The following is a 15686-nucleotide window of genomic DNA, read 5'->3' as shown; positions in this document are numbered from 1 at the left end:
GGATATTAATACGCTTGTAATTAAAGTAATTGATGAGTATGAAGTAAAAAAAGAAATGAGTTTTTTATTATTTTTAATTAAGTAATAATGTTGAAAAAAAGAATAGCAATAAAGGGTGCAAAATAATAAGGGAATGTAGTATAGATCAGTTTACAGACATTCCCTTGCTATATATGAGTTTATTTAATTATATTTTTATGAATTAAGATGTTATTAATATAGATATCCATTTTGAAATGGTATTTTGAAATAGCGCAATAAAAAATGCTATCATTGTCATGATATCTGATAGGCAGCCTTTTAAATCAAATTCTGAATTTTTTTTGTGTGATAGTTCAGGAATGAAATATGAAATGGCAAAGATTAATAAGATTATTATTATAAAGAGAATATACCATAAAATAAATTTTTCATATTGTGAATCTTTGAAGCAATTAATTTTTTCGGTATCTTCTTTGATCATCGCTCCTAATAAAATAAAAGTGATAAGTAAGGATAAAAAACTTATAAGATGTATAAATCCAGTGTTAGGAATTATAAATCTAAGTACGCACATGACCATGAGTAGAAAAAATGTTATTATCATTGTTTTACTATAAGGGATATTTTCGATGGCTTCATCTACACTTAATTGTTTTGCTGGCTCTCCCATTTTCATTCACCATATTCTACGAGTCTATCAAAATCAAAATCAATTTCATCTTCACGAATCATATCTAAATTTTCACAGAGCTTTTCGTATGCGGCAACTATATATGATATATAATCTATTAACTCTTCATGTTTTATTTTTCTGGATTCTAATGAAACTGAGTATGTATAAAATATATGATATGCTTTATTTTCTATTTTTTGTAAACCAAAGTTACCATATAACATTCTTCCAGAATTCATATATGATAGAAATTCATTAATTTTAATTCTATCTTTTTTTAATAAATGTTTTAATAATACAAGTTTTGGAGCTAAAAAGTGTATACAATTTAATTTTCTATCATTCTTTAAACGGATTTCTATTGGTTCAAACTGTGTTAAAAATTTTATAATTACTTCTCCATTGGAATCTGTTAGATATTTTATATTAGATTCTTTTAATACTTCTTTTATTGGATTTAAAACGGCCATATTATTATTCTCCTAAAATTTATTTTTTGCTACTATTTTTTTTGAGTTATTGAACATATTTGATATTTTTTTGCTCCAAGATGAATTTTCATCTGTTTTTGGGGGTATTGTATCAATATTTAATTCATTTTCAAATTCAAATTGAGTTTGTTCTTCTTGATTTACTAATGATTTTATATGTATCTCTTTTTTTGATGGTGTAATTGTATTAGATTGTACATTTTTTTTAGTTATTTTTGTATCATAATGTAATTCTATCTTTGGATTTGGAGTAATTTCGTTAGTATTTTTTATATCTACTATTATGTTGTGAAAATATTTAATTTCTTCTATGTCATTTATATTTTCTTTCCATGCTTCATGGTAACCTTCTATTATTTTGATTTCTTTTATTGGATAAGATACTTCTTTAAGTATACTTATCATTTCTTCTCTGAAGGGAACGTTGTAGATAATTTTAACTTTGGATAGAATTTTTTTTTTTGTTGCATTGTATTTTTCAAATAATTCTTTTTCTTCTTCAAAAAGAAGAATTAAATCTTCCATAAGCTTTGTATATTCCTTTCTTTTTTTCATATTTATATTATAAATTATATTATAAAACAATATGATTTATTTAAATATAAAATATATCTAATATGTTATCTTTTTCTTCTTTATTAATTCCAATATATTTGAGAGTAATTTGTGGTGTGCTGTGATTTAGAATTTCTTGTAACATGGCTACATCTTTTGTTTGTTTATAGAACCAATAACCGAAGGTTTTGCGCATAGTGTGTGTCCCGATAGATTCTACACCGGAAAAATCTCCGGCTTTTTGCAATTGTCGATAAGCCTGGATCTTACTAATGGGCTGATCTCCTTTTCGGGAAGGGAATAACCAGGTATTTTTTAGGGCTTGGGCATACGAATAGACTTCATCAAAAATAGAGGTAAGATTAATCATGCGTTCTTTCTTCGTTTTTCCTTCTTTGATCTTAAATTCTTTTCTCTTTTTCCGTTTTAACTTTACTATGGTTTCTGTTTGAATTTGGAGTAGATCGCTAACACGTAATCCAGTATTAATACCGATTAGAAAGAGAATATAGTCTCTTTCTGAACAATGACGTTTAAGAGCCCATTTCATATCTTCGATCTGTTCTTTGCTACGGATGGGTTGGACATCAATGAGATGTGGTTTTTTGTTCATGGATTTTGACCTCTTTATTTATAGTATTTTGAATGTATACTTTTGTTTTATAAATTGAGGATATCAGGGAAATCAGTAAGAATTCAATGTTTAAGGTAAAATGAATGTAAACTAATATTCAAAAGTTTACATTCGAGAATAAAAAAAGACCTATTTATTTAGGTCTCTTTTTATATTTTAATTGATAATTGTGTTTGATTTCAATTTACAAGAATTAATATAGTTTTTTTAAATTAGATAATGCTACTAAATATATTGATACTCCAAAAAATATTCCTCCACCGCTCCATATAATAATATCAAATAATGAAATAGATATTGTTCCTGAACTTAAATAAGGGAAAATATAACACATTAAAATAAACATTTGAAAACTAAAATATATTCCTGCTTTTAAACTTTGTTTTTTTAATTTTTTCTTTTTTTCTAAGTACTCTTCTTTTGTTGTACATTCTGTATCATTTAGTTTTTTCTTTTCTATATTTCGTATTAGGTAACCTGCGTAGATCATATTAATTATAAATGTAATTATAGTTCCTATAGACATAGTATTGTTAATTGTATCAACTATTAACATAATAAACATTGCTATCATATTTAAATACCATAAAATCATTCCTGAAAAAGCTAATTCTTTATTTATTTCTTGTTTTTGATATTCGTCTCTTTCATCTATTGCTCCTATAAAGTGTTTATATAATTTTTCTTCCCATTTTTTTTTCATTGTTTAATTTTCCTCCCAAAATAAATCATTTAATGTTACACCCAAACTTTTACATATTTTAATACAAAGATTTAAAGATGGATTGTATTCACCTTGTTCAATTAAACCAATTGTTTGTCTACTAACATTTGTTAATTTTGCTAATTCTGTTTGTGTTATACTTTTTTCAAGCCGAATACGTTTTACTTTGGTAAGCATTTCAATGTCCTCCAATGTATATATATGTAATTCTGTAATATATATATAACATTTGTTTTGTATATATGTCAAATATATGATTTATTGTGAAATTTAATATTAGATTTTTTAAAAATACTATTTAGGATTTTAGTTATCATATTTATATGCAATTATGCATATTTTACTTTTTTTGTTATTTTATGTGATAAAGTCTTTTTGTGTAATTATATAATCTTTATATTTTCGAAATATAATTTAAAATTCATTTTATGACTGATTTTTTATAGTATATGTTAGTTATAAATTTAAAAAGTAGGAATGAATAATGAAAAAAAGAAACGACTATGCGTATCATTTAATTATTAGCATACTATCATTTTTAGCTATAATGTTTTTGGTTTTTGGAAATTATAAAAGTGCTATTTTCAAGTACTCAATTATATTTGTATGTTTAATTAATATGATAATAAATTTATTTTCTTACTATAAAAAAAGAAATAATTAGTTTGAAATTCATGATTAAAATGTTGTTTTTTTGATTTATATATCGAAAAATTTTTATATTATATTTTTAACACTCAAATAAATTTATTTAAAAGGAGGAAATTTCATGTTGGATTCAAATTTATTTACTGCTCTTTCTATTGAAGAGTTGGAAGTAGATGGTGGTAAGAAAAATTGGGGTAATTATGCTGGTGAAACTTTTGGTGCTGTTTCTGGAGGCGCAGGTGTTGGATTTGCTATTGGTGGTCCAGCTGGAGCGTTTCTTGGTGGTACATATGGTGGAGTAGCATACGCTATTGGTGTTTTAGTCGATAATAATTAATAATTTTATTTTTATAAAAATGGAGGTAATTTCATGGAATTCTCATTAGACAAAAAACAATTTTTACAGGATATTTCATTAGAAGAATTGGATATTAATGGTGGTGATTGGGGTTCTGCTGTTGCAAACGGATTAGGTGTTGCTGCTGTTACTGCTGCTGGTGGAGCAAAATGGGGAGGTAGAATCGGTCTTGTTGGAGGTCCTCAAGGAGCTATTATCGGTGCTGCTGCTGGTGCTGTTGTTGGTGGAGTTTGGGGATATTATTCTAATTAATTAAAAAACTCTTTCAAGTTGTTTTTCCTTTTAAATATTTAAAAGGAAAAACAACTTTTTTAATAATTAATAAGTTTTATATTTTGAAAGGATTTTGATATGTTAAGAAAAAAAATCACCTATATAAAACAGCATGATTTAAAGGATTGCGGACCAGCTTGTTTATCAATGATTTCTAGATATTATGGATTAACTATTTCAATTTCTAGAATGAGAGAAGTTGTTGGAACAGATTTGAATGGCACAAATATAAAGGGACTTTTAGAAGGTGCTGAAAAATTAGGATTTAATGTAAAAGGTGTAAAGGCAACGAGTTTAGAAGCATTAAATGAAATTTCTTTACCTGCTATTGCACATGTAGTGATGGATGGTGGGTTATTACATTATGTTGTTATTCATAAAGTTAAAAAAAATAAGGTTTATGTTGTTGATCCAAGTCAAGGTTTTGTTACATACTCGTTAGATGATTTCGGTAAAATTTGGACTGGTATTTTGGTTTTAATTTCTCCGGGTAATAAGTTTCAAAAAGGGAAGGCTACTCAAAGTACTTTTTCTCGATTTTTATCTTTATTAAAAGAACAAAAGCATTTGTTATTCCCTTTGTTTTTTGCTTCAGTTTTTTTTAATTTATTTGGTTTATTAGGGGCTTTTTATTTTAAGTTTTTAATTGATGATATTGTAACTAATCAATTGATGGGAACACTTCATATTGTATCTATTGGAATTATTGTATTGTATATTTTCCAGGTTTTACTTTCATATTTTCGCACTCATTTAATTTTATATTTAAGTAGAAGAATAGATGTTCAATTAATACTTGGTTATTATCGTCATGTTGTAGGTTTGCCTATGAACTTTTTTGAAACAAGAAAAGTAGGGGAAATTATTTCTCGTTTTATGGATGCAAGTAAGATAAGAGATGCATTATCAACAATAACGATTACATTAATGATTGATACTCTAATGGTTATATTAGGAGCGAGTTTATTATACATACATAGTCCACTTTTATTTGGAGTTACACTCTTACTTATACCTTTTTATATAGGTATTATTTTTCTATTTAATAAGCCTTATCAAATTATTAATAGAAAAGAAATGGAGAGTAATGCAAAGTTAACATCATATTTAGTAGAATCTTTAAATGGAATTGCAACTGTAAAGTCTTATAATGCTGAAAAAGAAGTGTTTTTTCAAACTGAAAGTCGTTTTGTAAATTTATTAAAACATGTATTTAAAAGAGGAATGTTATCTAATTTACAAAGTTCTATTAAAACGGGATTAGAATTAATTGGGGGAACTATAATTCTTTGGATTGGTGCAATACAAGTATTAAAAGGAAATATGACGATTGGTGAGTTAATTACATATAATGCACTTTTAGCATATTTTTTAAATCCTATTGAGAATTTAATAGGAATTCAACCTGCTATGCAATCTGCATTAGTTGCTGGGGAAAGATTGAATGAAATTTTTGATCTGGATTTGGAAAAAAATGATAAAGAGCATAATAAAGTATCACTTGAAAAATTGTCAGGAGAAATTAAATTTTCGAATGTTACATTTCGTTATGGAACACGTAAAGATGTATTAAACAATATAAATTTCGGTATAGAACCAGGTAATCAGGTAGCTTTTGTAGGAGAAAGCGGTTCTGGTAAAACGACAATATCGAAGCTTTTGATGTATTATTATGAGCCACAACAAGGTGATATTTATTATGATAATTATCATATTAAAGAAATAGATCGAACAGCTTTAAGAAATCGAATTGCATATGTCTCACAAGAATCATTTTTCTTTAGTGCTTCAATTTTTGAAAATTTATGTTTTGGTTTAGAAAATAAAGTCACATTAGAAGAAATTATACAGGTTTGTAAAAAGACCTCTGTACATGATTTTGTTAGTGATTTACCTTTACGTTATGATACTTTATTAGAAGAAAATGCATCGAACTTGTCAGGTGGACAAAGACAACGCTTAGCAATTGCACGGGCATTATTAAAAAAACCAGATATATTAATTTTAGATGAAGCTACAAGTAATTTGGACTCTACAACAGAAAAATATATTACAGATATGTTAAAAGAGTTGGGATTACAAGGATTAACAGTTATTATGATTGCCCATCGTTTAAGCACAATTCAACATGCAAATTTAATTTTTGTAATGGAAAAGGGAAATATTATAGAGCAAGGTTCTCATGAAGAATTACTAATTAATGAAGGGAAGTATCATTCTCTTTGGAAAAATCAGACAGTCCATTCGGAATATATCAGGGTACATTCTAATGCATTGGAGGGGGGGCATTATGAGTAAAATTTATTCTTTTGATCAATTAACAGATAGTGTGGAATTATTAGAAAGAAAACCTCCTCGTTTTATTGCTGGATTATTATTTTTTCTTGCTCTAAGTTTGTTAGTATTTATAATTTGGGCATATATAGGAACATTAGATACTGTAAGTAAAGGAACAGCAATAGTGCAAGGTAAATCAGATGTAAGTGCATCTAGATCTCAAATTGTTGGAACTGTAGATACTGTTTTTGTTCAATCTGGAGATGAAGTGAAAATAGGAGATTCTTTAATTCAATTAAAGAATCAAGAATTAGTAGACAAGTATAATCAAGTTGATCAAATTGTTCAGCATTTAGATAAACAAAAGGGAATGTTAGAAGAGCTAAAAAAAAGCATTCAATTTCATAAATCATCTTTTTCTAATGAAGTAGATAAGAAAATAATAGAAGAATATAAAGGATATGAGCAAGGATATGAATCTTTAGAAAATGAAAAAGAGAGTGAGATGAAGGTAATAGATAATAGTAAATTTTCGAATGAACAAGATGAAGTTTTACAAGGATTAATCGAAGAGAAGGAAAGTATACAAAGAGAAATAAAACTTATTGAAAAACAGAAAGCAAGAGAGAACGCTTTAGGAGAACAGAAAGCAAGAGAGAACGCTTTAGGAGAACAGAAAGCAAGAGAGAACGCTTTAGGAGAACAGAAAGCAAGAGAGAATGCTTTGGAAGAACAGAAAGCAAGAGAGAACGCTTTGGAAGAACAGAAAGCAAGAGAGAACGCTTTAGGAGAACAGAAAGCAAGAGAGAATGCTTTGGAAGAACAGAAAGCAAGAGAGAACGCTTTGGAAGAACAGAAAGCAAGAGAGAACGCTTTGGAAGAACAGAAAGCAAGAGAGAACGCTTTGGAAGAACAGAAAGCAAGAGAGAACGTTTTGGAAGAACAGAAACAGTTGCTAGGTGATAAAATAGATTCTTTGGAATCTCAAAAAAATAGTGTTGAAAAACGAATTGAACAAAGGAAAAAAACTTTAGAAAGTGAGAGGGAAAAAGTTGAAATTACTAGAGAGGGAAAGAAAGAACAAAAGCAAGATATATTAAATCAATATAAAGAAAATGCTATTATTTCAGTTAATCAAAGAGTTGAATCTTTAGAGAGAGATATATTTTTAAAAAAACAAGAGTTGAACGGGTTACATAATCAAAATGAAACCACAACTATAAAGGCAAAAAAAGATGGGATTGTACAATTCCCTTCTATTATACAACAAGGTGATTTGATTGATCCTGGTCAAGAAATAGTTTCCGTTATTCCAAAAGAGGATGAAAAGAAGATAAAAATTTTATTATCAGCTCAAGAGATAAAGGGGATTAAAAAAGAGAATAAAGTACAGTATTCATTTAAATTAAAGAAAACGGATAAACAAATTGGTAAGGTAACTTATGTATCGGCAAATCCTATTTTTAATAAGGATTCTAAATCTTATATGTATGAATTAGAAGCAACTATTGATACAAAAGAGTTGAATGAATTACATACAGGTATGATAGGGCAAGCTTCTATTGTAACGGGAGAAGAAAAAATATGGAGATTTTTATTAAGAAAGTTAGATTTTATATCTAATTAATGGAGGATAATAAAATGACAGAAGTATTCTTAAACGTTAATAATAAAGAAAACAAAGTAAGTTTTTTTACATATAAAAATTTATTAGTAACTTTTTTAAGTGTTTTGGGATTTTCATTTTTGAGTGGTATGTTTTTGGCTTTAGTTGCTGGAATTTATGGTGAAGAAGCTGTAAAGAATATTACACAGGGTTATTATATTTTAGTAATAGATGCAATTGTTACTATGTTGGTAGTGTTATTTTATAAACCAGCACGTAATTTTATTACTGATATTTGGAATGTATCAGTTTTAAAAGTACCTAAAACTTATGGATACATATTGTTAGGGTTTATTATTATTTTTATATCTCAATATATAACTTTAAGTTTATTAGGTTTTGAAAGTGCGGAACAACAACGAAATCAATTAGGAGTGGCGTCTCTTCAAAATAATGTTATACAAAATATTATATATATTTTTAGTATAGCATTTATTACCCCAATTAAAGAAGAAGTAATGTATAGAGGTATTTTTTATAGGTTTTTAGAACAAAGACATAATTTTATTGTCGGGATATTAGTTTCTTCATTAGTATTTGGTCTTTCACATGGTGGCTTACCAATTACAGCAACGATCATGGGAATGGTATTTGTTATATTGTATAAAAAGACTAATTCAATTTTACCTAGTATAATCTTACATATTATATGGAATTTAATTGTAAGTATTAGTACAATCTTATCATATTAAAAAATAATTAATAAGATTGTACTAACTTAGTTTTCTATACGTTTTATTATTTTTCAGTTACAACAAAAAATCCCATCGTGTTATAATTGAAAGCGACCAAGCAAATCAATTAGAAAAGAAGGGATTTTTAATGAATGTATTTATTTTTAATTTCTATAAGAATCATAGCATAAAATGTTCCTTTTCTCTAGTTGAAAATCTTAGAAAAGAGGAGAAAGATTATGTCAAAGCTCGTCAATTTAGAACAAGCTGAAAAAAATGCAAGATTGAGAGATATCGAGAATTCGAAGATCTTGTCAGAAGAAGAGATGTACATAGTAAATGAGCTCCAAGCAAAAGCCAGTTCAAGGGGAATGAAATTAGTTCCTGAACGAAAAATAAAAAATAAAGCAAAGTTTGTTCAAATCATTCAACAAAATATCCAATATTTATTTAAAATTGATTATTTAACAAATGCTGAAAAAGTATTTTTATTAGATATTTCAATGTGTGTAGGGTTTTTAAGTAATTGTTTAGTTAGTGATATTAATTCAAAAGAACAAATCCCATTAACTCAGCGAGAATTAGCTAAAAAAATTGGAAGACATGAAACTAAGGTGAGTCCACTAGTTAGAAAGTTAATTGATAAAGGTATTATAGCTCGTTCAGAGAGTGGTGTTGATGATAATAATGTTAGAGCCTATGCATTATTTATAAATCCTCACATTATGTTTTCAGGGAATAGAGATGAGGTTAATCCAACACTTAAAGCAATGTTTAGAAAGGTTCCAAAACAACTTAAAAATTTACCTATTAAATTATTTTAAGTCTACTTATTAAAGTAGACTTTTTTTATTAATTTCGTACTTACCAAAAACGGTAAGTTTACTTACCAAAAACGGTAAGTACGAAAAATCCTGAAACCCTTGATATTACTGGGTATTTTCTACTTTAGTATACTTGTCCCTTCTTACTCTATATAGAAAAAGCTAAAAGTTCCGCAAGGAACAGGTAGTATTTTTAAGCAAACCCGGCTTAAAAATCTCCACCTTTGCTAGAAAAAAGTCGCCTCGTCAATCCTCGGCTAAAGTCGAAGACTTTTCTTTTTTCTAGCATCCTTGCCAAACTTTTTTTGGCTCGTTTGCTTCCATCGCCAAGCCGATACACTCAAAAGTGGGATTTAGGCATATCGGCTTGAGCTATTCATTATACGAGCCAAATCGCTTGATCTAACGTCCAATAATTAATTCTTACTCTATTTTTAGATACGCAATACGTGGGGTCTCCCCACACCCCGGCCAGCCTCTACCTCAAAAGTAGGGGGGAAACTAAAAAACACTTACGAAAAGTAAGTGTTTACTGTAGAAGTGGTTTTTCTCTTTGAGATTCGTAGGAATCATTAAAATTTAAACGTCTAAATAGATTTGTATTCCTGATTTTGATGTTTTTTGGATCAATCATAGATTGCCATGGTTGTAAGTTCTTTTTATTTTCTCTAAGTTTAGTAATTCTACTAATAACATTGTTTAATTCATGTTCATGATCTTGGTTCATCACAATAAAAGTAAAGCTTGTTATTACTGTTGGGAAGCAAATCTTTAATAAAAATTCAATATGATAGATATCAGAGATTAGGTTGTTAATTGTGATATAAGATGTTCCTGGTATTGGGATAATATTTGCTACGATTCGTAAGGATTCTTTTTGATCATTGATAAGTAATTTAAGAGAACAACGTGTAGTAAGAATCTTAAAGAGTTCATCTATAAATGTAAGGAGTACGTGAAGTTGAGTTTCAGGTGTCTCTTCATTAATTAACCACAATCCTCTATTTTCTTTTTTTGTCTTTATAAGAAAATCTGTTATAAATTCCATATCAAGATTTTTAGGTATTTTGTTGTTTGGGAAGTATTCTCCAAAGTAACGTGTATCTTTTTCTTGTATCGGGTTAATTGGGAAAAAGGGTTCTGTATGTAACAGATAATAATGCTCGTGAGAGCAAAGTAATGCGGTTAATAATATTGGATCTGTATATTGTTTACTTAATTCTAGATAGTCTTCCATGCGGGTAAAGTGACGGAAGAGTACATTTTCTCCAGGTGCAATTGGTAGCACCTTTTTTTCTTGGCCAAAATAATAGTAAGCTCGATAAGATAAATAAATATATTCCGCACCATAAAAGGACTTAGAACCAATTAACAGTTTATCTTCTAACTCTTTTAATTTTGCATAACCAAGTGTTCTAGACTTATTCTTTTTTCCTTTTTGGTAGCCAAATAGGTCCAAAAATTGAGATTTTAACATGTAGGGCTGATGATGAAGCATAAATGTAAATAGATTATGATAATGCTTCATGATGAATAAATGTAATTCATCACTTAATTTTCTCTTATGTGGATCTTCCTGAATGTCATGTAAGTTTAAGATATAGGGTGAATTCGTATTATTCATAATTTCATGTACTGTATAAAAAGTAGGTGGAACGATAAATGTTGGTTGTATTGCCATGTTTTCTCCTCCTATAGTTGTTCATATCCGGATAAAAATGTCTTCGCAAATTCTTGTTTTTGTTGAATATCAATCTCTTTATAGTTACGTGTTGTCACCTCTATGGCAATGTAACCGTCATGCGCTTCACTATAGACGGCTCCATCAGGCGTTGGTTGGAATTTTCCTTGTGGATGGGACTCTACTATTCTTTTTTTGAAATCGGCGTATTTGGGGTCTTTCTGGGCCTCTGAATGCAATTGTTTTTCTGTTTTCCATGTTTCTCTTATTTCTTTTGGTAGAGAGATGTATTTTTCAGAGAGACGAATATCATGTTTAGCGTTATTTATGCCGGTTTTATATTGATATTCTTTTCCCTCTTTTCTAAACTTTTCTATTCCCTTTTCTCCTAGAACAATTTTTCCTGTGCGTTCTTCTAAATAGCCGCTATGACAAAGTTTTTTCAGGCGATCTCCTTTGATGTTATATTCTCTTTCCATTTGCTCTCTGGTAGCTGTTCCAGTTTTCCAAAGCATATCCATACCTTCGATTTCTTTTGTTTTTAGAATCCTTATATGTTTTCGTGGCGCGGCCATAGGGATGCCTCCTGTCTTTGCTATATTTGTGTATTAATTTATTTGGGAAGACATAGCGAAGCTATGTATCCTCCGTTATGAATCATGTGTAAATGTAGACATGTGGACATTTACACATGATTCGTTTTTATTAAATAAACATTATTAAACAAATGTTTATTTAATTTCATTCAAAAAAGCGAAAGCTGGTTTTGAATGAACCAATCTAATAGCGAAAGCTATAGATTGGATAATACAAAATGTGATGCGGAGCATGACATTTTGATCAAACAAATAAAATGCCGGAGGGCAATTTTATTTGTCTTTTTCTAAGAAGCGTGAGCTGATTTAGAAAAAGAATCTGGACAGATGCGAAGCGTTCTGGACAGGAAGTCCCGCAGGGCAAAATACGCCTGAAGACCATTCACTCGGCTTGCCGAGCTTGTTTTTGGTTCAAGCGCAGCGAGAATCAAAAATGAATGCGTCTGACCGCAGGCATGGAAAAGCGTCAGCTTTTATCATGCCAAGGCAGGCGTATTTTGCCCTGCTTGAAGAATGGGGGACGAAGGACACCATTCTGATGAGTAGAAATTTTTTGAACTTCTTGATTTGACGCCGTTAGGGCGGATAAATCAAGCTCCCCACAGGGGAGAATGTATACTTGAGTATTTGTGATACGTTATAGATATATAATATAATTAAAATTATATTATATATCTGAGTATTGTTAAAATGATTAATAGAAAAAAATACTGTTATGATGATAAGATAGAGGTGTCATAACAGTTATAACTGTTATGACGAAGATTTAATATTAAAAGAGGGGGTTATAACTGTTATGACTTCTGTTGTTTATGAGAGTGTAAATCAAATTGCCAAGAGATTAAGGGTGTCGCCCTCTACAGTTAAGAAATATTATTTGTTGATTGAGAGTTATAACTGTTATGTCTTTAAACGTGATGAGCAAGGACGAGTTATATTTAGTGACTATGATCTAAGATTATTACAAAGATTAATAGAATTAAAAAACATGCCCCAAGTTACATTAGAAGAAGCATGTAAACTTCTTTTAGAGGAAGAAGGATTAAAGAATACAGAGGCAGTTATGACTGTTATAACTCCTGAAGATAGTGATTTAAAGGCGTTATTACAAGAGTTAAAAAGTACTGTTGAAATACAGCAAAAGCAGTTACAAACGCAGAGTGAGCAAATAAATCAATTAACAAATTTATTAGAATCACAGCAAAAATTATTAGTGGATTCCAATGCTGTTGAAAAGAAACAAATCAATGATCGAGATAAAGCAGTTATAACGGTTATGAGAGAACTTCAAGAAGTAAAACAAATGATTGCAGCTAATAATGAGAAGAAATGGTATCAATTTTGGAAGTAAAGATCAGAGTCCGGAGCGTTTATGCCGCGAAAGTCGCTTTACTATGAGGGGCACCCTCATGCAAACTCACCAGAGGTGGCCCCAGAAGGGCGGTTTTTGCCCGCTGGGGTTATCTTTGGGAGTTTGAGGGTGTAGAGGCTCGTAGTCAAGTGAACCGTGGAATAAAAAGTGTAGGACGGTTCCCCAGGTTAGGGCAAAAACCAAGTATTTTGGGTAAAAGTTCTAATGTCGGAAAAAGAAGAATAGAAATATAGCATACATATAATAAGGGAATGCAGTATAGATCAGTCTACAAGCATTCCCTTGCTATAAAGATGTTAATAATATTTTAATGATGTTGTTACTATGTATGTCATATTGATTAAGAATAAAAAGATTAATATATCTAGTGTTAAAAAGACATATAATATTACTTTTATCTTTTTAGATATTTCGTTTTTAATCATATATATAATGAATAGCATTGTAGTTGATTGGAATAGGATGGTGAAAAATAAAAATGTGATAGCAAACACCATATTTCCTGGTGTAAATCGAGTACTCATAATGAGTAGAGAACTAATTATATTAAGAATAAGCGTAGTTAGTATAAAAATATATTTGTAAATGTTTTTAATTTTGATCGCCTACTTTTTAATTTTTTAGTTGGTAATACAGTTGTTTATTTTTATGGTTATATATAAGTATTTTTTTATTGTTTTCATTTACAATGTAAACATCTTTTTCTTCCCAATCTATTCCATGAGGTATGTCTTTTTCAATTGAAAATAAAACATCTTTATTTCTAAAAGGAATTGAATTTCGATTAGCATGAATGTTTATTTCATGTTCTTTTGTTTGAATGCTATAATCTCCTGAATAATTGGAGAAGAAAGGTGTTAATTTACTATAAATATATAGAATTTCTTTCTTATCGCTTTCTTGATAAAAGTGGGAATTGATAACTTTTAGATCTGATGTTTTTATGTCTTTTGGCATAAGTAAAAAGGCAATGAGACAATAAAATATAACAACAATAGTAATTAAAGAATATATGTAGAGAGAAGCTATTAATAAATATCTTTTGTAATTGCTTTGTTTTATTATCTGATTTTGCAAATTTGAATCCTCCTTTAATAAAGAATCAATTGAAACATTAAATAGATTGCTTAAGGTTAATAAGTTTGTTAGATCAGGAAGACTTTTTCCTAGTTCCCATTTAGATATAACTTGTCTTGAAATAAATAATTGGCTGGCTACATCTTCTTGTGTCATGTTATTTATTAATCTTAAATGTTTTATTTTTTTTCCAATGTCCATATATGTACCTCCTTTAATTACCTTAATTATTCTAATGTTAAATAGTAAGAAACGCATCGTAGAGTTATAAAAAAGGCATGCAACGATGTGTTGCAGACCTTTTTTATGTGATAATCTTAGAAATAAGTTTATTTAAAGGAGAATAGAAGAATATCAAGTTTTTAGTGGAGAGAAAACTTTTAGGATAATTTGCGATTTATGAATTTATTAATTTTAATATTAAAATTAAATGGAGTTGTTAGTGTGTTTGAAAAAGAATTATTAGATTTTTGTAATAGAGGAATGAATATTTTTTTTATGTTTAATTCTGTGAGAAGAAGAGTAATTTGGTTTTTTATAATACAAATGTGTGTAATATTATCTTTTATAACAATATGTATTCTTTTTAAAAAGACTTTAGATTTTATGGGAATATTTATAGTTTTATTTGAAATAGAGCTATTTATCACTTCTTTATTATTCATTCGTAATTATATTCGAAGTTATATTTTAAAAGAGTATAAAATTAAATTTGGAAGTAAAGAATGGTATACCTTTAAATATTTATTGTTAAAGAAGTTTTTAATAAATAAAAAGATTTTACATAAGCCTAATAAGTATAAAACTAAAAATATTGAGGCATTAGACTTTTGTATAGAAAGATTTGAAAAGCATCTTGAGAGAAAAAACAAAAGGAAATTTTCAACGATTGTAATGTCTTATAGTGCGATACTTATAGCTGTATTTGTACCTCTTTGGACAGCCTTTAATAATTGGGTATATCAAAAGAATAATTTTGAGTTTGGACAAGCCACAGCTTATTTTGGATTAGCATTTATTATTTTGATTTTTGTTTTTTTGTTTTGGATATTGATTTGTCATTATTGTATTGGGGATATATTGCAGTTAAGGGAGCAAAGAATTATTAATCTTATTGATATGTTGAATGGAATTAAGTTTTCTTTGAACAATTCTTATTATCTAGATCAATTTGGGAATGA

Annotated in this window: 17 protein-coding genes; 8 read left to right on the top strand and 9 right to left on the bottom strand. The window is 28.6% G+C overall.

Annotated features, from left to right (window positions below):
* Positions 1-202: 202 nt before the first annotated feature.
* The 6 genes from QCI73_RS30570 to QCI73_RS30545 form a co-directional block, all read right to left on the bottom strand.
* Positions 203-652, bottom strand: coding sequence for a hypothetical protein (locus tag QCI73_RS30570; protein WP_242302370.1), 450 nt, complete (start codon positions 650-652; stop codon positions 203-205).
* A 2-nt stretch (positions 653-654) separates the two neighbouring features.
* Entirely contained in the window at positions 655-1125 is a 471-nt protein-coding gene (locus QCI73_RS30565) for a hypothetical protein (protein ID WP_242302371.1), read from the bottom strand.
* 12 nt (positions 1126-1137) lie between these two features.
* Positions 1138-1671 (bottom strand): hypothetical protein, encoded by a 534-nt coding sequence (locus QCI73_RS30560; protein ID WP_242302372.1) that lies wholly within the window; start codon positions 1669-1671, stop codon positions 1138-1140.
* A 70-nt stretch (positions 1672-1741) separates the two neighbouring features.
* The gene (locus QCI73_RS30555; RefSeq protein ID WP_242302374.1) at positions 1742-2314 is read right to left on the bottom strand and encodes a tyrosine-type recombinase/integrase; all 573 of its coding nucleotides are present in this window, start codon (positions 2312-2314) and stop codon (positions 1742-1744) included.
* Positions 2315-2528: 214 nt separating this feature from the next.
* A complete protein-coding gene (locus tag QCI73_RS30550) occupies positions 2529-3038 on the bottom strand; it encodes a DUF3278 domain-containing protein (RefSeq protein WP_242302375.1) in 510 nt (169 codons plus the stop codon).
* Positions 3039-3041: 3 nt separating this feature from the next.
* On the bottom strand, positions 3042-3236 hold the full coding sequence (locus tag QCI73_RS30545) for a helix-turn-helix transcriptional regulator (RefSeq protein WP_242302376.1): 195 nt from the start codon (positions 3234-3236) through the stop codon (positions 3042-3044).
* A gap of 592 nt (positions 3237-3828) precedes the next feature.
* On the opposite strand from QCI73_RS30545, the gene QCI73_RS30540 reads away from it, so the two are divergent.
* From QCI73_RS30540 to QCI73_RS30515, 6 genes are all read left to right on the top strand, one after another.
* Positions 3829-4044, top strand: a complete 216-nt coding sequence (locus QCI73_RS30540; RefSeq protein WP_353824177.1) for a bacteriocin, lactococcin A1 family protein — start codon at positions 3829-3831, stop codon at positions 4042-4044.
* 33 nt (positions 4045-4077) lie between these two features.
* Entirely contained in the window at positions 4078-4317 is a 240-nt protein-coding gene (locus QCI73_RS30535; protein ID WP_098762274.1) for a bacteriocin, lactobin A family protein, read from the top strand.
* A gap of 99 nt (positions 4318-4416) precedes the next feature.
* Positions 4417-6636, top strand: a complete 2220-nt coding sequence (locus QCI73_RS30530) for a peptidase domain-containing ABC transporter (protein WP_353824176.1) — start codon at positions 4417-4419, stop codon at positions 6634-6636.
* Complete coding sequence (locus tag QCI73_RS30525; RefSeq protein ID WP_353824175.1) at positions 6629-8242, top strand: HlyD family efflux transporter periplasmic adaptor subunit; 1614 nt, start codon at positions 6629-6631, stop codon at positions 8240-8242. Before QCI73_RS30530 ends, QCI73_RS30525 begins: the two co-directional genes overlap by 8 nt.
* A 14-nt stretch (positions 8243-8256) precedes the next feature.
* Positions 8257-8973, top strand: a complete 717-nt coding sequence (locus tag QCI73_RS30520; protein ID WP_353824174.1) for a CPBP family intramembrane glutamic endopeptidase — start codon at positions 8257-8259, stop codon at positions 8971-8973.
* Between the two features lie 221 nt (positions 8974-9194).
* Positions 9195-9779: a MarR family transcriptional regulator gene (locus tag QCI73_RS30515; protein ID WP_353824173.1), complete on the top strand. Its 585-nt coding sequence runs from the start codon at positions 9195-9197 to the stop codon at positions 9777-9779.
* Between the two features lie 529 nt (positions 9780-10308).
* Here the strand turns inward: QCI73_RS30515 and QCI73_RS30510 are convergent.
* The gene (locus QCI73_RS30510) at positions 10309-11460 is read right to left on the bottom strand and encodes a hypothetical protein (RefSeq protein ID WP_242302442.1); all 1152 of its coding nucleotides are present in this window, start codon (positions 11458-11460) and stop codon (positions 10309-10311) included.
* 11 nt (positions 11461-11471) lie between these two features.
* Positions 11472-12035 carry a hypothetical protein gene (locus QCI73_RS30505; RefSeq protein ID WP_242302443.1) on the bottom strand — a complete coding sequence of 188 codons (564 nt, stop codon included), beginning with the start codon at positions 12033-12035 and terminating at the stop codon, positions 11472-11474.
* Positions 12036-12852: 817 nt separating this feature from the next.
* Here QCI73_RS30505 and QCI73_RS30500 point away from each other — a divergent pair.
* Positions 12853-13407, top strand: coding sequence for a DUF3967 domain-containing protein (locus QCI73_RS30500; RefSeq protein WP_242302366.1), 555 nt, complete (start codon positions 12853-12855; stop codon positions 13405-13407).
* A 633-nt stretch (positions 13408-14040) separates the two neighbouring features.
* On the opposite strand, the gene QCI73_RS30495 is transcribed toward QCI73_RS30500, so the two are convergent.
* Positions 14041-14706 carry a helix-turn-helix domain-containing protein gene (locus QCI73_RS30495; RefSeq protein WP_353824172.1) on the bottom strand — a complete coding sequence of 222 codons (666 nt, stop codon included), beginning with the start codon at positions 14704-14706 and terminating at the stop codon, positions 14041-14043.
* Between the two features lie 198 nt (positions 14707-14904).
* Here QCI73_RS30495 and QCI73_RS30490 point away from each other — a divergent pair.
* Positions 14905-15686, top strand: a 782-nt coding sequence (locus QCI73_RS30490) for a hypothetical protein (protein WP_353824171.1), incomplete at its 3' end; no start/stop codon positions are given.

Source organism: Bacillus cereus group sp. MG16, from assembly GCF_040459875.1.
Lineage (GTDB): Bacteria > Bacillota > Bacilli > Bacillales > Bacillaceae_G > Bacillus_A > Bacillus_A paranthracis.
The sequence above is the reverse complement of the archived record's forward strand: the minus strand, read 5'-3'. Positions and strand labels throughout refer to the sequence as shown.